The sequence below is a fragment of the Glutamicibacter sp. TV12E genome, from assembly GCF_052441935.1.
GTDB lineage: Bacteria > Actinomycetota > Actinomycetes > Actinomycetales > Micrococcaceae > Glutamicibacter.
The window spans coordinates 276,699-300,083 of the sequence record NZ_JBQVVF010000001.1 but is presented as its reverse complement, the minus strand read 5'-3'; the positions used below and the strand labels follow the sequence as shown (position 1 = coordinate 300,083).

26 protein-coding genes are annotated in these 23,385 nt (G+C 61.4%); 13 read left to right on the top strand and 13 right to left on the bottom strand.

From position 1 onward, the window contains the following. Nucleotides 1-142 precede the first annotated feature (142 nt). From ACT7DV_RS01430 to ACT7DV_RS01415, 4 genes are all read right to left on the bottom strand, one after another. Entirely contained in the window at nt 143-595 is a 453-nt protein-coding gene (locus ACT7DV_RS01430) for an SRPBCC family protein (protein ID WP_444660578.1), read from the bottom strand. A gap of 129 nt (nt 596-724) precedes the next feature. Then, nucleotides 725-1,312, bottom strand: coding sequence for an NADPH-dependent FMN reductase (locus ACT7DV_RS01425; protein ID WP_444660577.1), 588 nt, complete (start codon nt 1,310-1,312; stop codon nt 725-727). Nucleotides 1,313-1,572: 260 nt separating this feature from the next. Next, nucleotides 1,573-1,992 (bottom strand): AAA family ATPase, encoded by a 420-nt coding sequence (locus ACT7DV_RS01420; RefSeq protein ID WP_444660576.1) that lies wholly within the window; start codon nt 1,990-1,992, stop codon nt 1,573-1,575. A gap of 126 nt (nt 1,993-2,118) precedes the next feature. Next, the gene (locus ACT7DV_RS01415; RefSeq protein ID WP_444660575.1) at nt 2,119-2,274 is read right to left on the bottom strand and encodes a hypothetical protein; all 156 of its coding nucleotides are present in this window, start codon (nt 2,272-2,274) and stop codon (nt 2,119-2,121) included. On the opposite strand from ACT7DV_RS01415, the gene ACT7DV_RS01410 reads away from it, so the two are divergent. After that, entirely contained in the window at nt 2,273-3,295 is a 1,023-nt protein-coding gene (locus ACT7DV_RS01410; protein WP_444660574.1) for a YdcF family protein, read from the top strand. The two genes, ACT7DV_RS01415 and ACT7DV_RS01410, sit on opposite strands and share 2 nt — an antisense overlap. 98 nt (nt 3,296-3,393) lie before the next feature. On the opposite strand, the gene ACT7DV_RS01405 is transcribed toward ACT7DV_RS01410, so the two are convergent. Together ACT7DV_RS01405 and ACT7DV_RS01400 are read right to left on the bottom strand one after the other, a co-directional pair. After that, complete coding sequence (locus ACT7DV_RS01405; protein WP_444660573.1) at nt 3,394-3,687, bottom strand: hypothetical protein; 294 nt, start codon at nt 3,685-3,687, stop codon at nt 3,394-3,396. Nucleotides 3,688-3,704: 17 nt separating this feature from the next. Further along, complete coding sequence (locus tag ACT7DV_RS01400) at nt 3,705-5,057, bottom strand: amidohydrolase family protein (protein WP_444660572.1); 1,353 nt, start codon at nt 5,055-5,057, stop codon at nt 3,705-3,707. Nucleotides 5,058-5,244: 187 nt separating this feature from the next. Here ACT7DV_RS01400 and ACT7DV_RS01395 point away from each other — a divergent pair, with 187 nt between their 5' ends. Together ACT7DV_RS01395 and ACT7DV_RS01390 are read left to right on the top strand one after the other, a co-directional pair. Then, the gene (locus ACT7DV_RS01395; protein ID WP_444660571.1) at nt 5,245-5,775 is read left to right on the top strand and encodes a GNAT family N-acetyltransferase; all 531 of its coding nucleotides are present in this window, start codon (nt 5,245-5,247) and stop codon (nt 5,773-5,775) included. Between the two features lie 91 nt (nt 5,776-5,866). Then, a complete protein-coding gene (locus ACT7DV_RS01390; protein ID WP_444660570.1) occupies nt 5,867-7,780 on the top strand; it encodes a penicillin-binding transpeptidase domain-containing protein in 1,914 nt (637 codons plus the stop codon). On the opposite strand, the gene ACT7DV_RS01385 is transcribed toward ACT7DV_RS01390, so the two are convergent. Further along, the gene (locus tag ACT7DV_RS01385) at nt 7,762-8,358 is read right to left on the bottom strand and encodes a GNAT family N-acetyltransferase (protein ID WP_444660569.1); all 597 of its coding nucleotides are present in this window, start codon (nt 8,356-8,358) and stop codon (nt 7,762-7,764) included. The genes ACT7DV_RS01390 and ACT7DV_RS01385 overlap by 19 nt on opposite strands. An 83-nt stretch (nt 8,359-8,441) precedes the next feature. On the opposite strand from ACT7DV_RS01385, the gene ACT7DV_RS01380 reads away from it, so the two are divergent. The 4 genes from ACT7DV_RS01380 (at nt 8,442) to gatB (ending at nt 12,432) form a co-directional block, all read left to right on the top strand. Further along, nucleotides 8,442-8,993: a maltokinase N-terminal cap-like domain-containing protein gene (locus ACT7DV_RS01380; protein ID WP_444660568.1), complete on the top strand. Its 552-nt coding sequence runs from the start codon at nt 8,442-8,444 to the stop codon at nt 8,991-8,993. 85 nt (nt 8,994-9,078) lie between these two features. After that, nucleotides 9,079-9,375 carry an Asp-tRNA(Asn)/Glu-tRNA(Gln) amidotransferase subunit GatC gene (gatC, locus tag ACT7DV_RS01375; protein WP_022875011.1) on the top strand — a complete coding sequence of 99 codons (297 nt, stop codon included), beginning with the start codon at nt 9,079-9,081 and terminating at the stop codon, nt 9,373-9,375. A gap of 4 nt (nt 9,376-9,379) precedes the next feature. After that, entirely contained in the window at nt 9,380-10,918 is a 1,539-nt protein-coding gene (gene gatA / locus ACT7DV_RS01370) for an Asp-tRNA(Asn)/Glu-tRNA(Gln) amidotransferase subunit GatA (RefSeq protein WP_444660567.1), read from the top strand. 5 nt (nt 10,919-10,923) lie between these two features. Next, a complete protein-coding gene (gatB, locus tag ACT7DV_RS01365) occupies nt 10,924-12,432 on the top strand; it encodes an Asp-tRNA(Asn)/Glu-tRNA(Gln) amidotransferase subunit GatB (protein WP_444660566.1) in 1,509 nt (502 codons plus the stop codon). A 159-nt stretch (nt 12,433-12,591) separates the two neighbouring features. Here the strand turns inward: gatB and ACT7DV_RS01360 are convergent, their stop codons facing one another. After that, nucleotides 12,592-13,137: a HutD/Ves family protein gene (locus tag ACT7DV_RS01360; protein ID WP_444660565.1), complete on the bottom strand. Its 546-nt coding sequence runs from the start codon at nt 13,135-13,137 to the stop codon at nt 12,592-12,594. A 345-nt stretch (nt 13,138-13,482) separates the two neighbouring features. Then, complete coding sequence (locus tag ACT7DV_RS01355; RefSeq protein ID WP_444660564.1) at nt 13,483-14,430, bottom strand: GlxA family transcriptional regulator; 948 nt, start codon at nt 14,428-14,430, stop codon at nt 13,483-13,485. A gap of 70 nt (nt 14,431-14,500) precedes the next feature. Between ACT7DV_RS01355 and ACT7DV_RS01350 the strand changes: the two genes are divergently transcribed. Together ACT7DV_RS01350 and ACT7DV_RS01345 are read left to right on the top strand one after the other, a co-directional pair. Further along, entirely contained in the window at nt 14,501-15,076 is a 576-nt protein-coding gene (locus tag ACT7DV_RS01350) for a cysteine hydrolase family protein (RefSeq protein WP_444660563.1), read from the top strand. Between the two features lie 89 nt (nt 15,077-15,165). After that, nucleotides 15,166-15,705 (top strand): GNAT family N-acetyltransferase, encoded by a 540-nt coding sequence (locus ACT7DV_RS01345; protein WP_444660562.1) that lies wholly within the window; start codon nt 15,166-15,168, stop codon nt 15,703-15,705. A gap of 17 nt (nt 15,706-15,722) precedes the next feature. On the opposite strand, the gene ACT7DV_RS01340 is transcribed toward ACT7DV_RS01345, so the two are convergent. Then, the gene (locus ACT7DV_RS01340; RefSeq protein ID WP_444660561.1) at nt 15,723-16,196 is read right to left on the bottom strand and encodes a mycothiol transferase; all 474 of its coding nucleotides are present in this window, start codon (nt 16,194-16,196) and stop codon (nt 15,723-15,725) included. A gap of 165 nt (nt 16,197-16,361) precedes the next feature. Beyond that, nucleotides 16,362-16,919 (bottom strand): HutD/Ves family protein, encoded by a 558-nt coding sequence (locus ACT7DV_RS01335; protein ID WP_444660560.1) that lies wholly within the window; start codon nt 16,917-16,919, stop codon nt 16,362-16,364. A 159-nt stretch (nt 16,920-17,078) separates the two neighbouring features. On the opposite strand from ACT7DV_RS01335, the gene ACT7DV_RS01330 reads away from it, so the two are divergent. Further along, a complete protein-coding gene (locus ACT7DV_RS01330; RefSeq protein ID WP_444660559.1) occupies nt 17,079-17,996 on the top strand; it encodes an aminoglycoside phosphotransferase family protein in 918 nt (305 codons plus the stop codon). Nucleotides 17,997-18,104: 108 nt separating this feature from the next. Then, entirely contained in the window at nt 18,105-18,707 is a 603-nt protein-coding gene (locus tag ACT7DV_RS01325; RefSeq protein WP_444660558.1) for a maleylpyruvate isomerase N-terminal domain-containing protein, read from the top strand. A gap of 39 nt (nt 18,708-18,746) precedes the next feature. Here ACT7DV_RS01325 and ACT7DV_RS01320 read toward each other — a convergent pair whose 3' ends face one another. Together ACT7DV_RS01320 and ACT7DV_RS01315 are read right to left on the bottom strand one after the other, a co-directional pair. Continuing rightward, nucleotides 18,747-19,424: an HAD family hydrolase gene (locus ACT7DV_RS01320; RefSeq protein ID WP_444660557.1), complete on the bottom strand. Its 678-nt coding sequence runs from the start codon at nt 19,422-19,424 to the stop codon at nt 18,747-18,749. Between the two features lie 31 nt (nt 19,425-19,455). Continuing rightward, nucleotides 19,456-19,902 (bottom strand): MarR family winged helix-turn-helix transcriptional regulator, encoded by a 447-nt coding sequence (locus ACT7DV_RS01315; protein WP_146277908.1) that lies wholly within the window; start codon nt 19,900-19,902, stop codon nt 19,456-19,458. A gap of 114 nt (nt 19,903-20,016) precedes the next feature. Between ACT7DV_RS01315 and ACT7DV_RS01310 the strand changes: the two genes are divergently transcribed. Together ACT7DV_RS01310 and ACT7DV_RS01305 are read left to right on the top strand one after the other, a co-directional pair. Then, nucleotides 20,017-21,195, top strand: a complete 1,179-nt coding sequence (locus ACT7DV_RS01310; protein ID WP_444660556.1) for an MFS transporter — start codon at nt 20,017-20,019, stop codon at nt 21,193-21,195. 44 nt (nt 21,196-21,239) lie between these two features. Next, nucleotides 21,240-22,070, top strand: coding sequence for an aldo/keto reductase (locus ACT7DV_RS01305; RefSeq protein ID WP_444660555.1), 831 nt, complete (start codon nt 21,240-21,242; stop codon nt 22,068-22,070). Nucleotides 22,071-23,385: the final 1,315 nt, after the last annotated feature.

Here is a 23,385-nt window from a genome sequence, read left to right as displayed (position 1 = left end):
CGATGGCGGACGCGCGCCCGAGGCGAGCGCCGATTTCACTTTATGGATCATAAGAGCAGGTGGCTCAGCGTACGATGCCATCGACCAGGGGTCTAGGCTAGCCGCAGCCAAGGCCGCGATGGGATGGTACCCTCGGCCCGCGCTAGAGCGCCGTGGTGCCCACCAGGTAGGCATTTCGCGCCCGGATCAACCGCGGCATGTACCAGCCGAGCACCAGACGCTCAACCAGCCAGCCCAGCGGGCCCAGCGGGGCCTCGAAATGGATCTTGTCCACCATGATGGTGGCATCCGCGCTGTCGTAGAACTCGTGCACATGGTGGAACTTCTTGAAGGGGCCCCGCAGCTGCTGATCGGTGAAGGATACGGCAGGTTCCAGTTCACTGATTTCCGAGGTCATGCGCACCGGGATGCCAAAATGCCTGGCGCGCCAGGTGACCTGTTCGCCGAGGGAAATCTGCCCGCTGGTGACCCCGCCGATGGCCTGCTCACCGGAATCCGCCATCGAAGAGGCATGCGCGTCGATGCTCAGCGACTTATCGAAGAGCTCCTGGCGGGGCATCGTGGTCCTGGTGAAGCATTCGAAGTAGACGGCCATGGCATCAGTGTGCCACAGTCCTGGCCTTGCCTCGCACGCGCCGGCATGCAGGGCGTCAACGGGTTTGGCCACGGGCGCCGCGCGGTGCCGGAGCGGGGGCCTGCGCCACTCGCTCCGTCACGGGGCACGCTACGCCATGTCGCCGATGTGCCCGGCCGCGCCGGTATCCAGCACGCGTTCGACAAAGGCCGCGTATTCGTCGATGTAGTGCTGCAGGAACTCGCGGGTGCGCGCGTCGGTGACGTTTCCCTCCGCATCGAAGGCGCCGGCGTCATAGTGCACATAGGCCTCCGGGGCGTTGAGCTGCGGCACGTTCAGGAAGCTGAGCACGCTGCGCATGGAGGACTGCATGACTGCGGTGCCGATGGCACCGGGGGAGGCGCCGATGATGCCGGTGGGCTTGCGGGCAAAGGAATTCGTGCCCCAGGGGCGCGAGGCCCAGTCGATGGCGTTCTTCAGCCCGCCAGGAATGGAGCGGTTGTATTCGGGGGAGACGATCAGCAGCCCATCCGAGCCTTCGATGGCCTGTTTCAGCGCAGTGCCCTCGGGCGGGTAGTTCTCGTCGTAGTCGTAGCTGTAGAGCGGCAGATCCTTGATGGGGATCTCCGTGAACTCGAGCTCGGGCGGAGCCAGGGAGATCAGCGCGTTCGCCAGCGTGCGGTTGATGGAGTTCTTGGCCAGGGATCCGACGATGTAGCCGATGCTGTAGGTTGCCATGGTTGCATTCAACACGTCCTTTGAAGCGCTGTCTAGGGACGGAGCCGCAGTGGTTCCCTGACAGGAGACGGGACCGCTCAGCGTGGATGAATGGGCGCAGCGGCCCGCGGGAGCGCCCCGATGACCTAGGGCCCCGCCGTGCCCAGCAGGAAACGGCCGCCGGCGATGGCATCCGCAACGGCCCGCAGCGTGTCCCCTGGCGCGTGGCCGGTCGTATCGATCACATGCGATTCCAGCGCTCCCAGCGCGGCGAACTGGTCTCACATCGAGCGGATCGGTGCCTCATCGACCAGCGCGTCCGCGGCCGTCCTGGCCTGTGCCCGGCGCAGGGCTTCCTCCCTGTCCGGGCGCAGCACTACGTAGTGGAGGCGCGGCAGCTCGGCGACGTCGTTGGAGGCGTCGAAGTGCTCCAGCATCCAGGGCCCGATGATGCCGTCGATGACCGTCGTGAAACCACCGGCTGTGTAGCCGAACGCAGCCTGCCTGATCACCCGCATCACCGTCTGGTTCTGCTCGTCCGCCTCCGGGAGATACGGCGGGATCGCACCGGATGCGATGCAGTGCCAGAAATCGTCCGTGCGCAGGTGCACGCAGCGCGGGTAGGTCCGTGCCAGCGCACGGGCGGTGGTCGTCTTCCCGGCTCCGGGCGGACCGGTCAGGATCAATGCGTCGGCGCTCATAAGTCCCACGGTACGCGAGGGCGCGGAGTTGCGCGCATCCCGTCGCGCACCCGCCGCGGCGCGCCGCCAGCCACGCGCGCGAGAGCGCGAGCATCCGGACGGCCCCGAAGACCGCCACATGCCCGATCACCTACAAGCCGTGGGGATGGCCACCAGGCTCGGCCCCAGCTCATCGCTCAGGCACAGCAGTAGGTCCAGGCCCACGCGGGTGACGGCCTGGTCGGTCAGTTCGCCGGCCCGCCCGGCGCCTGGCAGGGGAAGGCATTGATACGATCGAGCCATGGGCTCCCTGCTGACGACGATTTTCCTCTGGCTGCTGCTGGCCTGGCTGTACCGACGCGAGCCGCGGAGGCTGCGCAATGCAGTGGTGCTCAGCCTGGCGGTGCTCTCCACTCTGGCACTGGGCCTGACCGTCCTTGAGACCGCCTGGCCCGACGGCACGGTCATCGCCGCGATGCTCATCTTGGCCGTCCCCTTCGCGGTGCTGGTCTTCGGCTTCGTGCTGATCTACAACGGCGTGCTCATGCTCAAGCGCGAGGGGCGGCGCCTGTCCAATTTGCTCTCGATGATCTTCGGCCTGCTGGTGCTGGGACTGCCGGCGATCGCCGTGGTGCTGGTGGGCGTGAACCAGTGGTGGGCCGTGTCGCTGGCCTTCGTGCTCTTCGTGGCCTCGGGCTATGTGGCCTCGATGTTCGCGATGCTGCTGCTCTACGCCTGGTTCTACGGGCTCTTCCCGATCCGCAGGGAGGCGGCCGCGATTATCGTGCTCGGCTCCCGCGCGATCAACGGCAGGGTGACCCCGCTGCTGCGCAGCCGACTGGACCGCGGCATCGAGCTTTACCGGCTGCCCCAGGACCCGGCCCCGCTCATGGTGCCCTCCGGGGGCCAGGGCGCCGATGAGATCGAGCCCGAGGGAGAGTCCATGGCCCGCTACCTGCGCGAGCAGGGCGTGGCCGAGGGCGACATCCTTATCGAGGACCGCGCGAAGGACACGGCGGAGAACCTGCGCTTCTCCGCCGGCCTTGTCCGCGCGCACCGTCCCGACGGCCAGCTGTGGATCGTCACCAGCGACTACCACAACCTGCGAGCTGGCCTGGCCTCGCGCGCCATGGGCTACAGCGCCCGCACCTTCGGCAGCAAGACGGCCGCCTACTACCGGCCGAGCGCCTTCCTGCGCGAATTCATCGCCATCATGCGCGACCGCTGGGGCTTTTTCGCGATGATGGCCCTGCCCTTCACCGCGGTGCTGCTCGGCGGGCTGCTGCTCATCGTCAACTCCATGGGCTACGCCATCGGCGCCTAGTCCAGGGCCTTCCGGAAGCCGTGCCCGAAGGCCCCGCCGCGCATGTGCCGTTCGCGACCGTTTCGAAGCCGAAGGCGTTCTCGTTCCGGGAAGTCCGGTCACGGTTCCAGGCGTGAGAAGCCTTGCCCGAGCCGCTGGGCCTGACCTCCTGCGGCGGCTCGGAGTGCTTCAAGAAGCAGACCGCCGGTGCCTGGCCGGTCACCTACGAGGTCACGCTCGAGGGCCGCGGCAATAGCAAGCTTGCCGAGGTCAGCTACCTCGATGCCCCTTCCCGCGGCGAATCCTCGAGCAATGTGCCAGTGGGCGAGGCGGCGACCACCCATACCGCCGGCAACGCCGCCAAGGCCGCCTGCCGGATCCTGCTGGACGGCGCGCGGGAGATCGCCGCGCAAACCGGCGCGTTGGCGTGTCAGGCCGCCGCGCCGCGCACGATCGCGCCCTGGGCCACCACCGTGTTCACGTCGGACAGCGCCGAGGCGTTCTCCAGCGGGTTGGAGCCGAGCAGCACCAGATCGGCCACGCCGTGGCGGACCAGCCTGCCCACGCCGCGTTGATCCACACCCAGCAGCTTGGCCGGGGCTGTGGTGATGGACTGAAGCGCCTTGAGCTTGCCCAGTCCCGCATCGGACAGGGCCTTGGCCTCGGCCCCGATCGGGGTGACATCGGTGCCGAAGGAGTCGGTGCCGCCGATCACGCTCACGCCCAGCTCGTTAGCGGCCCTGGCAGCCTCGGCCAGCACCGGGCCGTATTCGCGCCCGCGTTCGGAGAGCACCGGATCGCTGGAATTGGCCATGCCGGCAATGCCGAACAGGGTCGGGGTGAAGTAGGTGCCCTGCTTGGCCATGCGCACCATGGTCTTCTCGTCCATGAACACCCCATGCTCGATGCTCTTCACGCCGGCGGCCACGGCCCCGGCGATGCCCTCGGTGCTGTAGCTGTGGCAGAGCACGCCCGCGCCCTTGGCCGCCTTCACGATGGCGGCCAGCTGCTCGCGCCCGTAGACCAGCTCCAGCGGATCCTGCTCGGCCAGCCCGGCGCGAGGGTTGGCGCGGGTCTTGATCACGGTGGCGCCGCGGGTGATGTTCACGCCGGTCAGATACGCCAGGTCCGTGGGGTCGGTGATCTGGTGGCGCAGCGCAGCCAGCGGGGCTAGGTCCGGATCGGCCAGGATGGAGTCGGACTGGTCGGGGGAGACGAACAGGCCCGCGGCGTGCATCCGCGGTGCCAGGCCCGGCGCGAAGTCCGGCACCCTGGCCAGCGCGATGTCCTGGTAGAAGCTCGACGAGCCGCTGCGCACCGTGGTGGCGCCGTGGCTCAGGATCAGCGCCGCGTCCTCGAAGGCCTGGGCATGGACATGGGCATCGACGAATCCGGGAAGGATGAACTTCCCATGGGCGTTGATGCGGGTGGCGCTGGCAGCGTACTCGGCAACCGCCTTGCGGGTCTCGTCCCGGCTGCCCACCGACTGCACGATGCCGCCGGCGAGCACCACCACCGCGTCTTCGACCAGGTGGCCGGTGGCCGGGTCGATGAGCGAGCCGCCCTCGACAATGACCGGAGCGCTCTTCGCCTTGGAAGGCCGGTGGGCCGCGGTGTTCCGGCCCGTGGGTTCGGCCCCCTGGGCGATCCCGGGGACCATGCCGGCCAGGCCCAGGCCAGCCAGGGCGGCGGCTCCGGCCAGGACCTGCCGGCGTTCGAGTTTTGCGGTGGGCACCGGGCCGGTGCTGTGGTCGTGTTCGCACATGGTTGATACGCCTTTCATGGAGCGGAGTGTGACCCATCCTACGCGGGAACGCATCACAATTCCACAAATGGAATACCAAATATTACCTTCAATTCAAGGATTACCCCCTGATTCCTGCATATATGGAAAATTTGGTATTCAGGTAACCTCTTGGTGGCCACGGCCGGCGCTCGCAGCAGGCCAACCATGGCAGAATCGGATCATCATGAATGAGGCAGAAACTTTCACCTTCCGCACCGCAGATCTGCTCATCGAGCTGGCCACACCCGAGGACTATGGGCGGGTGGGGGAGCTGACCGCGCAGTCATACTTCGCCGCAGGGCACTTCGAGACCCCCGAGCATGACTACCTGCAGTTTGTGCGCAAAGTCCAGGAACGTGCCGAGCAATCCGAGATTTACGTTGCACGGCGCCAAGGGGAGATCATTGGGTCAATGACCCTGATCCAGATAGGCAGCGACTATGCGGATATTGCTCTGCCGGGCGAACTGGAGATCCGGATGCTCAGCGTCGATCCGGCCGCGCAGCGCGCTGGCGTCGGCCGCGCCCTGGTCAACGCCAGCATCGAACGCGCTCGCCGGCTGCCCGGAATTCATTCGGTCAGCCTGACCACCGGGGCCACCTGGCATTCGGCCAGATCCCTCTATGAGTCCATGAACTTCGCCCATATGCCACAGCGCGACTGGACCGTTCCCGGGACCGGCATCAAGCTAGTGGTGTACACGCTGGAACTCTGAAATGGGCGTCAAAGCCCAAACGCAGGAAATAATGAGGTGTCGTCCAGGAGTTTTTTGCCAACTGTCCTCCCCGCGTGAATAGAATGGCGCTATGAGTGCCCTTCGCCGTTCTGCCGTTGCCCTATCCGTCGCTGCCCTGGCCCTGGGATCGCTGAGCGCCTGCAGCGCTGGCGCACCCGATCCCGCCCCGGTGGCCGACGAGCTGGTTTCGGCCATCAACTCCGGCGACTTCTCCAAGGTGCAGTTCGCCAGCTCCGATGCCCAGGCAGTGGCCAAGGCCCAGGAAACGGCCTTCGGCCCCATGGGCGATATCAAGCACAGCAGCACCGTGAGCTCGGTGGCCGAGGACGAGGAAGAAGCCGACGGCGTCAAAACCGCCACGGCCGACATCACCACGGTCTGGGATGTCGACGAAACGGATAAGGACCTGAGCTACACCACCAAGGCCGTTTGGGAATATGACAAGGACGCCGAGCAGTGGAAGCTGCGCTTTGATCCATCCGTGCTTGCGCCGGATCTGGAAACCGGCGGCTACCTCAAGGCGAGCTACCAGATGGCGCAACGGGGCAGCATCACGGCCGCCGGCGGCAAAAAAATTGTCACCAACCGTCCGGTGATTCGCGTCGGCATCGACAAGACCCGTACCGAAAAAGCCAATTGGGAAAAATCGGCGGCCCAATTGGCCGAGCTGGTGGACATCGATGAAGAGCAGTACGCAAAAACCGTGCTCGCTGCCGGCGAGAAAGCATGGGTCCAGGCCATTGTGCTGCGCGATGATGCCACCCGGGAAGTCACCGACGCGGAAATCAACAAGATCCCTGGAGCCACCTTCCAAGAGGACGAAATTCCCCTGGCGCCCACGCGCTCCTTCGCCCGCCCGCTGCTGGGATCAGTCGGCGAAGCCACCGAGGAAATCATCAAGAAGTCTGAAGGCAAGATCAAGAGCGGCGACCAGGTCGGCATGTCTGGATTGCAGTCGGCCTACAACGACACGCTTTCGGGCACCGACGGTGTTGTGGTTTCCAGGTACAACACCGAGAACAAGGCTGAAGCTGAGCTTTTCACCGCTGAACCGGTAACCGGCAAGGACGTTGAAACGACCTTGGACATGGACCTGCAGCAAAGTGCCGACGAACTGCTGGAAGATGCCGATTCCAACTCGGCCATTGTCGCCATCCGCCCCTCGGACGGAAGTGTGCTGGCGGCCTCCTCGGGCCCCGTGGACTCCGGGCTGAATACCGCCTTGCAGGGCGCCTACGCCCCGGGGTCCTCGTTCAAGGTGATCAGCGCGCTAGCGATGCTCCGTGATGGCTCCACCCCGGAATCGGAGGTCAAGTGCCCGGCCACCACCGTGGTTGATGGCAAGACCTTCAAGAACTACGACGGGTACCCAGCCGCCCAGCTGGGCACGATTCCGCTGTCTGAAGCCATTGCCCAATCCTGCAACACGGTCTTCGTGAATCAGGGCGCCGAAATTGGCGGCAAGAAGCTGGCTGAAGCCGCTGCCGCACTCGGCCTGACCGGCGAAGACGGAACCGGTATCGGTGCGGTGCTTGGCTCGGTGCCCGATGATTCTGAGGGAACCACCCAGGCCGCGAACATGATCGGCCAAGGCGTGGTGCAGGCCTCCCCGCTGGGCATGGCCACCGTGGCCGCCTCGGTCCAGGCCAAGTCGACCGTTCAGCCCAAGCTCGTGCTCTCCCCGGAGCCCCAAGCTCCAGCCAAGCCGAAGTCCGAGCTCACCGAAAACGAGGCCGAGCAATTGGCCTCGATGATGGGTGAAGTCATTGACCATGGAACGCTCAAGGACCTGAACTCGCTGCCCGGCGCCAAGATTATCGGCAAGAGCGGCACCGCGGAATACGACAGCGAGCGCAACGCCCACGCCTGGGCCATCGTCGCCCAGGGCGACCTCGCCGTGGCGGCATTTGTCGAGGATGGCGATGGCGGAGCGCAAAGTGCAGGACCGCTGGTCAAGGCAATGCTTCAGGCTGCCGCAAAGTAGTCGCTGGATAGCAAACTGAGCAGTATCTGGTCGTGGAATTGCCCGTTGTGGAAGTACACCTCGCGTTGGCGTCCTTCCTGGACAAATCCGGCTTTTTCATAGGCTCGAGTCGCCCGCTGATTAAAAGCAGCGACACACAGGCCAATGCGATGCAAGCCCATTTCGCGGAATCCGTAGCCGGCCATCAGCTTGCTCGCCCGAGTTCCAAAGCCGCGGCCAACAAAATCTGGACCGATCATGACGGCCATTTCCGCGGCTCGGTGGGGCAGCGCCCCTCCGAAAAGCGTGATGTGCCCGATGAATCCACCGGTAGCCAGCTCAAAAATGCTGAATCCTGCGTCGCCCGAAGAGGGCTTGTTCTCGCTCCATTGGGCAAACATCTCCAACAGGGGCGCTTCGGGGCGCGGCTTGATGGTTCGTTGCTGCAGCACTGCCCATTGAGGATCATTCCACCACTGGGCCATCGCAGCGAAGTCCGGATGCTCGGATTCACGCAGTTCAATCGCTTCGTCCCGCAACAGGGCATGACCGTAATGCTGTGCCGATTCCACGCTGTCCCACTGCCCTGAATTCATCATGAATTCATCCTATGGTGCGGGCAAGCAAGGCGGAACTTCCCTGAGGACTTGTGCGCCAATGGCGCAGTTGACAGACTAAGCCCATGGGAATTGTCTACAACACCAGTATGTCGCCAAGCAAAAACGAGCTGGTCTCCGCTTGGCTGCCCAAGCAGGAGTTCTATACCGGTAAAGGCACCCCGAAGCTCCAGCACATCGGCGGCTTCCGCTTGGAAGACCCCGAGGGCCAGGTGGGGGTGGAGCTGCGCATCTACGCCGATCATTCGGATACCTCTGATGTGGTGTACCACCTGCCGCTGACCTACCGGGACGCCCCTTTGCCCGGTGGCGAAAAATACCTGATCGGCACCAGCGAGCATGCCATTCTGGGCAAGCGCTACATCTATGACGCCGCGGGCGACCCGGTGTTCACCGCCCAGGCTCGCCAGCTTTTGGCCGGCAACACCACAGCGCAGCACCATTCCCAGTCCTTCACCGATGATCCGCGGATCAAGGTCAATGGCAACCCAGCTGGCAAGGACGCGGTGATCATCCGCAAGCCGGTTTCCAGCCCATCGGGCGTTGACGGGGTCATCGGCTGCTGGGAAAACGCGCTGGGCCAGGACCTGGCCGGCCTGGTATTGCGAACAGCGTAACTGCTGCACCACATAAAGGTCTGATGGCGGGCATGCACGGGATAGACTTGTCTATGAAACCCAACCGCCATTCAAAGGGAGATACATGTCTGCCATCAGCCGTGAGGACGTTGTGCATCTGGCACACCTTGCCCACATCGAGATGAGCGGCGCGGAGCTGGACAAAATGACCGGTGAGCTCGACGCTATCGTCGGTGCCATCGCGTCGGTCAGCGAAGTCGCCTCCTCCGACGTCCCAGCCACCAGCCACCCGATCCCGCTGACCAATGTGTTGCGCGAAGACACGGTGGGGCAGACGCTGAGCATTGACGAAGTTCTGCTCAACGCCCCGGATTCGGATTCGGACCGTTTCAAGGTCCCTGCAATTCTGGACGGTGAATAATTCCATGAACGAATTGATCAAGCTTTCCGGCACCGAGCTGGCCGCCAAGCTGCGCGCCGGCGAAGCCACCTCCGTTGAAGCAGTCCAGGCCCACCTGGACCGCATCGCCGAGGTGGACGGCGCACTGAACGCCTTCCTGCATGTGAATGCCGAAGAAGCGCTCGCGGTGGCCGCAGAAGTTGACGCCATCCGTGCCGCCGGCGGCGCCGAGGCCGAAGCGCTGCACCCCCTGGCTGGCGTGCCCATCGCCATCAAGGACCTGATCGTCACGAAGGGACAGCCAACCACCGCGGCATCGAAGATGCTCGAAGGCTGGATGAGCCCTTACGACGCCACCGTGATCGAGAAGATCCGCGCTGCCAAGCTGCCAATGCTGGGCAAGACCAACCTGGATGAATTCGCCATGGGTTCCTCCACCGAGCACTCCGCCTACGGCGTGACCCGCAACCCGTGGAACCTGAACCGCATTCCTGGCGGTTCCGGCGGCGGTTCGGCCGCTGCCGTGGCTTCCTTCGAAGCTCCGCTGGCGCTGGGCACTGACACCGGTGGCTCCATCCGCCAGCCCGGTGCGGTCACCGGCACAGTGGGCGTGAAGCCGACCTACGGCGCGGTCTCGCGCTACGGCGCGATAGCCATGGCCTCCTCGCTGGACCAGATCGGCCCGGTCTCCCGCACCGTGCTGGACTCGGCCTACCTGCAGGAACTGATCGGCGGGCACGACCCGAAGGATTCCACCTCGCTGCCGAACTCCCTCGAAGGCCTGGTGGCTGCCGCCGAGGCCGGCGCCGCAGGGGACCTGTCGGGCCTGCGCGTTGGCGTCATCAAGGAACTGACCGGCGAGGGCTACCAGGAGGGCGTCCAGGCGCGCTTCAACGAGTCGCTGGAACTGCTCAAGGCCGCTGGTGCTGAAATCGTCGAGGTTTCCTGCCCGAACTTCAAGTACGCGCTGGGCGCCTACTACCTGATCATGCCTTCGGAGGTTTCCTCCAACCTGGCCAAGTTCGACGGCGTCCGCTACGGCAACCGCGTGCTGCCAGGCGAGGGCCCGATGACCATCGAGCGCGTCATGGCCGCAACCCGTGCCGCTGGTTTTGGTGATGAGGTCAAGCGCCGCATCATCCTGGGCACCTACGCGCTGTCCGCTGGCTACTACGACGCCTACTACGGTTCGGCCCAGAAGGTCCGCACGCTGATCCAGCGCGACTTCGACGCCGCATTCGAGCAGGCTGACGTGCTGGTATCCCCAACCGCGCCGACCGTGGCCTTCGAGCTGGGCGCGAATGACAACGACCCGCTGGCCATGTACCTCAACGACGTGGCCACCATCCCGGCCAACCTCGCTGGCGTTCCAGGCATCACGGTGCCCGGCGGCCTGTCCGAGAACCTGCCGGTGGGCATCCAGTTCCTGGCTCCGGCCTTCGAGGACGCCCGGCTGTACCGCGCCGGCGCGGCACTGGAAACCCTGCTGGAAAAGCAGTGGGGCCAGTCGCTGATCTCGCAGGCACCAGCCATAGACACCGCTTCGATCGCGCAGGAGGCCTAGGCACCATGAGCAACTACACCGATGAACTGGTCGACTTCGACGAGGCACTGGATCGCTACGACCCGGTCCTGGGCTTCGAGGTCCACGTTGAGCTGAACACCAAGACCAAGATGTTCTCCGATGCGCCCAACGCCTTCGGCGATGCCCCGAACACCAACGTCACCCCGGTGGACCTGGGCCTGCCCGGCGTGCTGCCGGTGGTCAACAAGACCGCCGTGGAGTACTCCATCCTGATCGGCCTGGCCCTGAACTGCCAGATCGCCGAAAAGTGCGGCTTCGCCCGGAAGAACTACTTCTACCCGGACACCCCGAAGAACTTCCAGACCTCCCAGTACGATGATCCGATTGCCTACGACGGCTACCTGGACATCGAGCTGGAGGACGGCGAGGTCTTCCGCGTCGAGATCGAGCGCGCCCACATGGAAGAAGACGCCGGCAAGCTGACCCACATGGGTGGCGCCGCGGGCCGCATCCAGGGTGCCGACTACTCGCTGGTGGACTACAACCGTGCCGGCGTGCCGCTGGTGGAGATCGTCACCAAGCCAATCGTTGGCGCCGGCAAGCGCGCCCCCGAGCTGGCCAAGGCCTACGTGGCCGCGGTGCGCGAAATCGTGAAGAACCTGGGCGTTTCGGATGCCAAGATGGAACGCGGCAACGTGCGCTGCGATGCCAACGTTTCGCTGATGCCAAAGGACGCCGAGAAGTTCGGCACCCGTACCGAAACCAAGAACGTGAACTCCCTGCGCGCCGTGGAGCACGCGGTGCGCTTCGAGATCGAGCGCCACGCAGCGGTACTGGATTCCGGGGCGAAGATCGTCCAGGAAACCCGCCACTGGCATGAGGACACCCGTTCCACCACCTCGGGCCGCCCGAAGTCGGATGCCGATGACTACCGCTACTTCCCGGAGCCCGACCTGGTGCCGATCGTCACCACCGCCGAGTGGATCGAAGAGCTGCGCGGCCGCCTGCCGGAACCGCCAGCAGAGCGCCGCAAGCGCCTGAAGGCCGAGTGGGGCTACGCGGACAAGGAATTCCGCGACGTGGTCAACGCCGGCGTGCTTGACGAGATCGAGGCAACCATTGCCGCCGGTGCCACCGCTGCGGTAGCCCGCAAGTGGTGGATGGGCGAGATCGCCCGCCTGGCCAAGGCCGCGGAGAAGGACATCGCCGATCTGGGCGTCACACCTGCGACCATCGTCGAGTTGAACTCGTTGATCGAGGGCAAGAAGATCAACGACAAGATCGCCCGCCAGGTCCTGGAATTCGCCATCGCCGGTGAAGGCACCCCGAGCGAAATCGTGGAGAAGCGCTCGCTGGCAGTTGTGAACGACGACGACGCACTGGGCAAGGCCGTGGATGATGCCATGGCCGCCATGCCTGATGTGGTCGAGAAGATCAAGGGTGGCAAGATGCAGGCCATCGGCGCGCTGATGGGCCCTGTCATGAAGGCTACCCGCGGACAGGCCGACGCCGGCCGGGTTCGCGAGATCGTGATGGAGAAGCTGGGCCTCTAGCCTTTCGCTGAATACGACGCAGATGGCCCGCACTCATTCCGAGTGCGGGCCATCTGCGTTTTATCCGTGCACTGTCATCCTCCAGGCCGTCGACGGGAAGGAACGGCGCCGATGACTCCCGCAGTCCGGCATCACGCCGTGCACTGCCCGCCTGCCCTCCTAGTGCCTCGCCAGGGTGGCCAGCACAAATCGTCCAGAAAAATGCTGCTCTTCCGGGCTTGAGAGGAAAACTGCATCCAGCCGGGCCAACGGCTGTCCGCCGATTGAGCAGGAATCCTCCAGCGCCACCAGCACTTGGATCCTCGATTCGCGGAAGCTGGCGGTTGGAGAGTCCACGATTTCCACCGATGGTTCCCACTTGCTCCGTTGTCCCATGACGTTCAGGTCCAGGAAGCCTTCGCTGGCGGGAGTAGCAGATACATCGTCTTCGCCCTCGAATACGATGGTGCCCTCGACCGGCAACAGGACATTGCGGCCATTTACCACCAGGTCAACGGGGCCTGGGCCGAGCGCCACTTGACCGCGCCGCACTCCCGGATAGCGGCTGTAAGGCTGGGTGCCGCTGATTTCGGCAATGCTGATCTTCCAGGTCCAGCCGTCATCGATTCCAGTGCCGTCGCTGCAGAGCGTGCGGGTGATTCCTTGTCCGTTCTTCCAAGGCTGAGCTGCCAGTTGCGCGTAGCGGGTGATGGGAACGGGTGCCATTGAATCCATGCTTTCGTGGTGGGGATCGAATAGTTCATCCTTTCACCTCGTACCGATCCAATCATCGGCTGCTTGCAGCTCCCTGTCTGATACGGCATATTCTTCCTGGCCACCCAAACGCGGATTGAAGTGCCAAAGGGCGGTGGCTCACGTTCTGGCCTGCCTGGCACAGCAGCAGGAGTTGCTGTCGCTCCGCGGCCCAGAACATGAACGGTCGCTTCAAAACCAGCGGCGCAATATGCCTATAGGGCTGTGCCGGTCGAGAGCCTGCCGGTCAAGCGCTGTTCGGCGAGCCGAGACCGCCTGCACTGGCGAAGATGGCTTGGCAGAGAAAATCCCCGATGTTCAAGGACGTTGTTGGCGGAACGCTGCTGCGTGGTGCGTAGGTGCGACCCCCAGCCGGGCGGTGAAATGCTTTCGCAGCAGATCATCAGAAGCGAAGCCGACTTCGCGGGCAATGGCGCCCACGGGCAGGTCAGTTTGTTCCAGGAGACGCTGGGCCTCGCGCACGCGAAGGTCGTTGAGCCAAGCAAGAGGCGTTGTTCCGAGATTGGCGGCGAACCAGCGGTGAAAGGTGCGCGGGGACATTGTGCAGGCAGCTGCGAGTTCCTTGATGTTCCAGGGCCGCCGGAGGTCCTTACTGACCGTCAAATGCAGTTGCTCGACGGAGGGCAAAGCCTTGATGGGGAGGCTGGTATCCGCATATTGGGCTTGCGTTCCTGGCCTGCATACAGGGGTGACCATTGCCTTCGCGACCGTTTCCGCGGCGCTGGATCCCCAATCCAGCCGGAGCAAATGCAACAGGAGATCAACTCCTGCCGTGACACCGGCAGATGTCCAAACCTTGTCCCGGCCACAGTACAAATCCCGGGACCGGACCTCGACCTTCGGATGCCGCAGGGCAAGCTCTTCGGCGAAGCGCCAGTGGGTCGTCGCTGCCCGTCCATCAAGCAGGCCAGCGGCGGCCAGCGTGAATGCTCCGGTGCACAACGAGGCAACAAGCGCTCCGGCAGCCGCTGCTCGTGCTACGGCGGAGACTTCCTCGGCTCTAGGGGCTGCGAGCGGGTCGACACAGCCCGGGACTACGAGGATGTCGAGCTGGTCTGCCGTGGAGAGCGCGTGGGTGCGCCGCATCGAATGGAGCGGATCAAGATCGGTGACGGCTCTGGCCGCGAGGATGCGGACCTCCGGCTGGGGCAGCCCCCGATCCGAGCGGTCATCGTAAACCTCGCGCGCAACTTCGATATCAAAGGCGCGGCGTCCCGGGCCCACAAGAATTCCCACAATGGTCATGGCGTAATCTTATCGAACCATGTCATTCATGCCACTGGTTGCCTCCTTCTTTCGATGATGAAGTAGAAGCATGATCGCAAACAACAAGACGGCTTTAATCGTGGTCGACATGCAGCAGGGTTTTTACGACGCCTCATGGGGGCCGACGACCAACTACCCAGAATGCGAGAACAACGTTGATCGGCTTCTTGCGGAATGGTCCGCCAGGCGAATGCCGATAGTGGTCGTCCGGCACGATAGCCGGAATCCGAATTCGCCGTTGTTCGCGGACGGAGCCGGCAATGATCTTCACGAATCGGTGCAAGCGGTCAGAGCTGATCTGCTGGTGACTAAAACAGTGAACTCATCATTTTATGGCTCGCCGGATCTGGAAAGTTGGCTTGTATCGCGGCAGATCAAGCAGATTGTAGTCTGCGGAATCCAAACAAATTTATGTGTGGAGACGACCGCCCGCATGGGCGGAAACCTCGGGTTTGATGTCATTGTTCCTCTGGATGCCACACGAACTTTCGATCTGGCAGGGCCCGATGGCACCGTCATTCCAGCTGCCACCTTGATGCAGGTGACAGCGACAAATCTTCACGGAGATGGCTTTGCGCAGGTCGTTTCGACGCTAGAGGTTTTGGAGTCATTAAAAGAAGACTGAAATGACAGCGGGTATCTGGCAGCTTGCGAATGCAGCCAAACTCATGTCCAGGCAGACCGCAATTGACATAGTTTGTATAGGCTTGCGCCATGAATATCTCGTTCACGTCGATGAGGCCGGAAGACAGCGAAGCCATCGTCGCGTTCTTGTCGAGCAACAAGTTCCCGTTTCATGTTCGCCGGGACTGGACAAAGCCGGAACTCAGAGAATTGGTCGATGGCGGAAGATATTGGAACAGCGAGAGCCAAGGATTCTGGATCATTGGCGATGGCCAATGCCTGGGAATGGCAGTTCTAGAAGATCTGGAAGACGACACGCCAATGTTTGACCTGCTCTTGGCCGAGACCTTTCGGGGACAAGGACTGGGCGTAGTGATACTGAAGGAATTAAGTGCCATGGTCTTCAACAACATGCCGGAAGCCGTAAGGTTGGAGGGCCAAACCAGAGGAGACAATATTGCGATGCGCAAGGTGTTCCTGAAGGCTGGCTTCCTCAAGGAAGCCCACTACCGGATGAGCTGGCCCGCCGATGATGGCACAAGATTGGCATCGGTCGCCTATGCCATTCTCCGCCAGGATTGGGAGAGTGGCGAAACGACCAGCTTCGACTGGGATGACCTGAAAATCTGACGTCGCCGTTCACGATTTCATTGAGCAGGGCGGCACAAGAAATCGCGAGTAATTTCCAGGTGGCCCAGGTGCTGGCAGAGCTCTTCGTACACGTGCAGGAGGATGCCTTCGCAGGTGGACATCCAATATTCGGCCTCCCGTCCCGGTGGCAAAACAGCGGGAGCTTGCTGCATTTCGGTGCGCGAAATATCTGCGGCGAATGCCGTTCTGGTTTCGGAAGCCAACGTCAATACGCCGGGCTTGTCCATTTTTGCGCTGAACTCGGCATCCCGATCGCGGGGGACTGCGATGCCGAGATTCACCGTTGAGGACCAGCGACGCATCATGCCGCAACAGTGCAACAGAATCTGCACCGGCGAGTTGCTGCCTTTCATCGGCAAGCAGCTGTTGATCAATTCGTCTGGAATTTCGTTGACGGTTTCGAAGAGCTGGTCGAACTTGTCGAGTAGAAGTGTGGCGAGGATCTGCTCGCTGCTTGACAGTGAATTCATGCCCCGAGTCTAGACGAAAGTAGGCTTTGGCATGAGCCGCGGGCAAGAGCCGAAAGGCGCATCGGCCACATGAAGGGCGACTGCGTGCAGAGTAGCGGCAGAGTCAATGACTGGCTGTTTCAGCAGGAGGAACAACCACTGCGTTCTCGGCAACCCCAATTGCATCTATTTGGTGTCTGTGCTCCGGGGGATAAAAGTTGCAAGATGAAAATGCCCCACAGCGGTTACAGAGGTATCTCCAGGAATGATGAGTGCATCCAAGCGTGCGAGTTCCGCATTTCCAACTCGACAGGTATTGTCCAGTGCGACGAGGATTCTCACTTCGTTGTGCGGCGAAATCCCGGTGGTCGAGTCAACCGTGGAAACGCTGGCCTCCCATTTTTCGCCGAGGAACATCAGGTTCAGGGCCAGGAATCCAGAGCCCAGGGGTACAACTGAAACATCGTCGTCGCCGGCAAACGCTGCTTGTTCACCTGTACGCAGACGGCGCGTCTGGCCACTAACGGTCAAGTCGATCTCGCCAGGACCCAAGGCCACCTGAATCCGCTGAATTCCAGGATATTGGCTGTAGGGCTGGGGCTGGGAAATTTCAGCAACGCTGACTTTCCAAGACCACGCACCAAGGGCATCCGAATCACTGAGGACGGTGCGGGACACTCCCTTGCCGTTCTTCCAGGGCTGAGCAGACAGGTCTGCATAGCGAATAACGGGCAGTGCATGCATGGCGGTCAGCTTCCTCAAGGATTCAAGTGGCTTTGATTGTCATCTTGCCATCACAGTTCTGGCCCGCTTCAATTCGTGACAGCACGTGCGGCGTTTTACGGGGTTCATTTCAAAAGGCTAAATTGCAGTCAGCTCAATGCGGAAGATTAGTATTGAGCGATGAGCCAGCCATCAACCAAGAAGTCCGTCATGCCCGACGCTGAAGTCGACATCGATTTGGCAATGGTCCGCCAGCTGATCGCCGCACAAGCGCCACAGTGGGCTCATGAAGAGGTCAAATACCTTGCTACTGGCTGGGACAACGAGGTCTATCGCCTTGGAGATTCCCTGATGATTCGCTTGCCCCGAAGACAACTGGGGGAGGAGATTGGCATCAAGGAGCGCCGCTGGCTTCCGCAACTGGCAAGGGACTGCGGGATTGATCTTGGCCTGGCGATTTTTGAAGGCCAGCCCACGTCCGACTACCCATTTACCTTTTCGATTTGCCGCTACGTTCCTGGTACCAGTGCGGCTCGGTTCAAGCGGCCGGACCGCGATGGATACGCGGAAGAATTTTCTGGACTGCTGCGAGCTCTTCATCAACCTTCAAGTTCGCCGGAACCACGAAGCGGCTTTCGAGGTTGTGCATTGGCGCAATTGGACGCACGGACTCGCGAGCAAATTTCGAACTTGGATTCGTCCTTGCGGCCCGGCGCCCTAGCGCTATGGGAGGAAGCCGTGGAGGCAGAAGACTATCAGGGCGCTCCAGTGTGGATGCATGGTGATCCGCATCCGCACAACACCATTGTTAGCGACGAGGTGCCGCATCCCGCAGTCTCCCTGGTTGATTACGGGGATCTATGCGTTGGCGACCCCGCCTCGGATCTGGGCATGTTCTGGATGCATTTCACCCCCACTGGCATTGGCCGAGCCTTCGAGAGCTATGGCATCGCAGTCGGCAGCCCAACGTGGAAACGAGCGCGTGGTTGGGCACTGCGGTATGCCATGCTCACAGCAAATCTTGGCACCGATGATCTCCTGGGCATTGTTGGGCGGGAGACCTTGGAACTGCTCCTTGCCTCCTCCGAGCAGCTTTGAAAGAGCACCACTTGAGCTGCTGCAGACCGTAAGCTGAACTCAATCACCCGAGTATTGAGTGTCTTGGCCAGCGAGAGGACCACTATGGATCTTGAGAAGAATTCGAGCGTGGCTGCACGTTTATGCCTCGAATCCCACGCGGAGCTATTGGAACATGTGGTTGGTCTCAGCGACGAGAGCATGCAACAGGGCAGCAAATTGCCTGGTTGGTCCGTAGGCCATGTGCTGACGCATCTTGCGAGAAATGCCGATGCACATGCACGGCGTCTGGAAGGAGCCTTGAACGGCGAGGACGTTCCCAAATACGCCAACGGTGCAGAACAGCGTCGCCGAGAAATTGAGGACGGTGCGCGGAATGCAGCATCTGAAATCTTGGCGGATCTTGAATCGAGCGTTCGTCGTTTAGACGGTCTTCTTGAGCAAAGCGAACAGGCTCACTGGCCTAACGCCGATTTCATGGGCGGCGGGCACTACGGAGTTGGTGGTTGTCCAGCTCATCGCCTGCGCGAAGTCCAGATGCATCTTGTAGATCTTGGGCTGGGATACTCGCCAAGCCAGTGGCCCGAAGAATACACAATGTGGGATCTGGGCAACCTGCTGGCCACGGTTCCCGAACGCTTGGCGAACCCGGAAGCGCGCACCGAGTTGGTTGCGTGGTTGGCCGGGCGCGGTCCGCTAGGCAAGGAATTCACCTTGGATCCCTGGGGCTGAGCTGCAATGCTTGTGGCATCCAAATGCCCCTGGCCTCAGCTATTTTTGCGTGAGAAGCCCCGGTAGCTGATCCATGTTGGTAAATACTTCTGCAGCGCCTGCCGCCAAGAGCTTTTCCTCGGTGCTGCTGATGGGTCCACCCGGGCAGTAGCCGAAGACCGTAGCTCCTGCCGCAACTCCGGCGCTCACTCCGGTGACTGTATCTTCGACAACTGCTGCTTGGCTCGGATCAATATCCAGGCCAGAAGCAGCTGCCAGATAGACATCGGGCGCAGGCTTGCTCTGTGCATACTCCATGCCGCTATAAACCCGGTTGCCGAAGAATGGCGCCATCTGGGCTATCGATAGCTGCATCTCGACCTTGGCCCGGTCGGCTCCCGTGGCGCAGGCGATCTTTTCGCCGTAGAAGGCAGATATCTGCTTGACGGCTTCCAAGGCACCGGGCACGGCTTGCAAGTTTTCACGCAAGGCCACATCGCGCCGTTGCCTGAAACCGGCAATCCACTGCTCGTCAATCCGCACACCGGTATGTGCAAGGATGGGCTCCCATTGGTCCTTGAGGGCCTTGCCGATGAAGATGCTGATGCATTCTTCCTGGCTGATGTCCCATCCCAATTCAATGAGCATATCCCGGAGCACTGCGTTCGTGATGGACTCGGAATCCACCAGTACGCCATCGCAATCAAAGAGCACGGCGGAGAATTTTGGACGCGGCAAGATTGATCCTTCCTGCGGAATCATCGATTGGCTAAGCGGCAGAGAACTCGTGGAGAATGCGGGCCAGCGGCGCCAGTTCGGGTTGCTCCTCGGCCTGCTTCAACACGCGTTCCAGCGTGGCATCGTGGATGGGCTTGGCCTTTTGATATAGCTCGTGCCCAGCGGCGGTGAGTTCGGTGTAGATGCCCCTGCGGTCATCCGCGCACAGCACGCGCGAGAGCAGATTACGATCTTCGAGCCTCGTGACCAGGCGCGTCGTTGCGCTGGGGCTCAGTGCGGTTGCGCGGGCCAGCTGCGCCATGCGCATGTGCCAGCCGTCCTGCCGGTTCAAGGCGTCCAATAATGTGTACTCGACCACAGAAAGCCCGACCTGGGCGGTCAGGTCCTTTTCTAGTGCGGCATCGATTAATCCGTGCAATGACGCCAAAGTGCGCCATCCACGAGCACGGATTTCGACAGCATCATCTGCGATTCCCATGGGTTCCTCCAAAAATACTTGCTTGCGCTGGTTAGTTGCGTGTGCAACGATAGTATTCATCGCGCAATAACAAGCGTGTGCAACTAATTTATCTAGTCTATCAGGAGTAAAGCTATGCCGCTCGGTCTTATTGCGTTGGCCATCGGTGCCTTTGGCATTGGGCTTACTGAGTTCGTCATCATGGGCTTGTTGCCGGACGTGGCCACCGACTTCGCTGTCAGCGAGGCAGCCGCTGGCTGGCTCATTTCCGGATACGCACTGAGCGTTGTGGTCGGGGCTCTTGGGCTGACTGCAGGCACCGTCCGCCTTCCACGCAAGCCAGTGCTGGTTGGCTTGCTGGTTCTGTTCATTCTCGGCAACTCGCTCACCGCCATGGCCTCGACCTATGAAGTGGCCATGATCGGCCGCGTTGTCGCAGCCCTGTGCCACGGTGCCTTCTTCGGCATCGGCTCGGTCGTGGCATCCGATCTGGTCCCAGCCAACAAGAAGGCCGGCGCCATCGCCATTATGTTCACCGGCCTGACCGCCGCCAATGTCTTGGGCGTCCCGTTTGGAACCCTGCTCGGACAGCACTCCGGCTGGCGCTCGACCTTCTGGGCCATCTCCGGCATTGGAGTCCTTGCCCTGATCGGCATCCTCGTACTGGTACCAGTCATCAAGCACGCCGCAGAAGGCATCTCGCTGCGCAAAGAACTCGGCGCCTTTACCTCCTTGCAGGTTTGGCTCTCCCTGGGTGTCACCATCCTTGGCTACGGCGGAATGTTTGGCGCCTTCACCTACATCGCCTACACCCTGACCGAGGTCACCGGATTCAATGAGTCCACCGTCCCATGGCTGCTGATGCTCTTCGGCGTGGGCCTGTTCGTGGGCAACTGGCTCGGTGGCCGCATGGCCGACAAGAGCATCGACCGCACCCTGCTGTTCTTCATCGCAGCCCTCCTGGTAGTGCTGATCGCCTTCGGAGCACTGGCAAGCAGCCCTGTTGCCACCATTGTGGCCTTGTTCCTCATGGGCGGCTTCGGCTTCGGCACCGTTCCAGGCCTGCAGAGCCGCATCATGCAATTCGCTGGTTCGGCCCCGACTTTGGCGTCAGGTGCCAACATCGGTGCCTTCAACGTCGGCAACGCACTGGGCGCATGGGCCGGTGGACTGGGCATCGCCGCAGGCCTGGGCTACACCTCGCCCATCTGGATCGGTGCCGCCATTACTGTCGCCGCATTGCTGCTGGTATTGGTCGCCATGTCACTGGCCAAGAAGTCGGCCACTGCGCCCGAATTGGCTCCAGCCACCTAGGCTCAATGATTTTCCAAACCACCAACAATTTCAAGGAGTTAGTTATGACTACCGCAATTCCCACCATCACCCTGAACAATGGCGTTGAAATGCCGCAGGTCGGTTTCGGAGTCTTCCAGGTTCCCAACGAGGAAACCACCGCCGCCGTGGCTGCAGCCCTGAAGGCCGGGTACCGCAGCATCGATACCGCTGCGATCTACGGCAATGAAGAAGGCGTGGGCAAGGCACTTGTCCAGTCCGGTGTTGCCCGCGAAGAGCTGTTCATCACTTCCAAGATCTGGATTGCGGACATGGGCTACGAGCAGACCTTGGAAGCGTTCGAGGCGAGCTTGCAGCGTTTGGGCCTGGACTACCTGGATCTGTTCCTGATTCACTGGCCAGCTCCGGAAAAGGATCTCTACGTTGAGACGTGGAAGGCACTGGAGAAGTTGTACGCCGACAAGAAGATCCGCGCCATCGGCGTTTCGAACTTCCAGCCAGAGCACCTGGACAAGCTGACCGCCGGGGGAAGCATCGTCCCGGCCGTGAACCAGGTTGAACTCCACCCCGCTTTGCAGAACCGCGAAGTCATTACCGTGAACAACGGACATGGCATCGTCACCGAAGCGTGGAGCCCGCTGGCCCAGGGTGCCATGCTCACCGATGAAACCATCGAGGCAATTGCCAACGCGCACGAGGTCACTGCAGCTCAGGTCATCCTGCGGTGGCACCTGCAGCAGGGTCGCGTGATCATCCCGAAGTCGGTGACCGAATCCCGGATCATCGCCAACCTGGATCTGTTCGATTTCGAACTGACCAGCGATGAACTGGCAAACATCGATGCTCTAGACCGCGATGGCCGTACGGGTCCAAATCCGGACACCTTCAACGGCTGATTTCAAAACACCGACTAGAATGCTGCCCTTACGCTTAGCCAGCTGCGGGCAGCATCTCTGGTTTGGCCTCTCCAATGAATTGAAATTGGAGTACGCCCCCGTTGGCGTGCGCTGACTTGCATTTCAGGTCAAGCTCAAATTCGCCTTTAAGACGTTCAAAGCTACGCGGCTATGCCTAGCTGTGATACAGATTTATGCTTGACTCGCGCGTCATCGGTGCGACCAGGCTTTTGCTGAGTACTAAGTGAGCAACACCGTCCACAACGTCAACCGTTGCGGAATTTCTGACAGCATCACTCGCGGGCCGACAGATTTGGGATAAGTCGTTGTGGCCGTCCTTTGGCCGGACGACGGCCAGGTTCTGGTCAGTGTGCTTCGCTAGGATTCTTATGCCACCGATATCTTCACTTCAGCGCGTGGCATTCCTCCTGGATCGTTGTGTGATGCAGGCGCCATGGCGCAGGAGTCCTCGACGGCTCAACTGAAACCAGCCTTTTCGCCCAGATAAGTGGGCTGATGGGCAACTGCACGCGGACGGGGTGCAACCCCGATTGCGCATCATTTCATGGGCGAAAGTATCTCTTCGAATCCAAGGGTGCCACTTTTGCACGAATATCCGTACCTCTAAATGCAATAGCAAGACAATCCTCTCGATAATGCATTATTGATCGATTATGACTCTTCAGCGCGTTCACGTGTAACGGTAAAAGGTCGCATGATCGTCTGGAGCAATAAGTCAACCCAAGATCAAGCCACACTCGCAGTTTCAGCCGGCCAAAAGAACTCGGCCTAGACTAATGGACCAGTTTTTCGCGAGTGCAAACAACGTTATCGCGTTTCTTTTGCTTCATACCTGGCGTCGTGGAAACGGCACTTTGAGCACAGCGAGTATCCGGCTGGTCCGAACCAAGCCTTATCGTCTCCCTGACGTAAAGCAACCCTACAAGACGCGCATCTCGCACGGATTTCAGACGGCATTTGAACCTCACAATATTGTATTGACTGCGCGTGGAAATGGCCTCAGACAAGAAGCCCTAAAGAATTTCATAGTATCCCCCATCAGGCGGTAAACAGAAAAATCAAAAACGACCATTTTTGGAAAGATGCGCATACAGACCCAATCGTAAGGACAACACGCATTCAGACTGACATAGAAAACCGCTGCCGTAATTAGCATCCATCCAGGAATACCAATCACCGCAGCGGTTCTCACAAATGCAAAAAACTACGAGCTTAGTGGTTCAACGAAGAATCACGTGAACGTGATTTGAAATGTGGAAATAGTGAAACAACTGAAGATCCAACCCCCAGTACG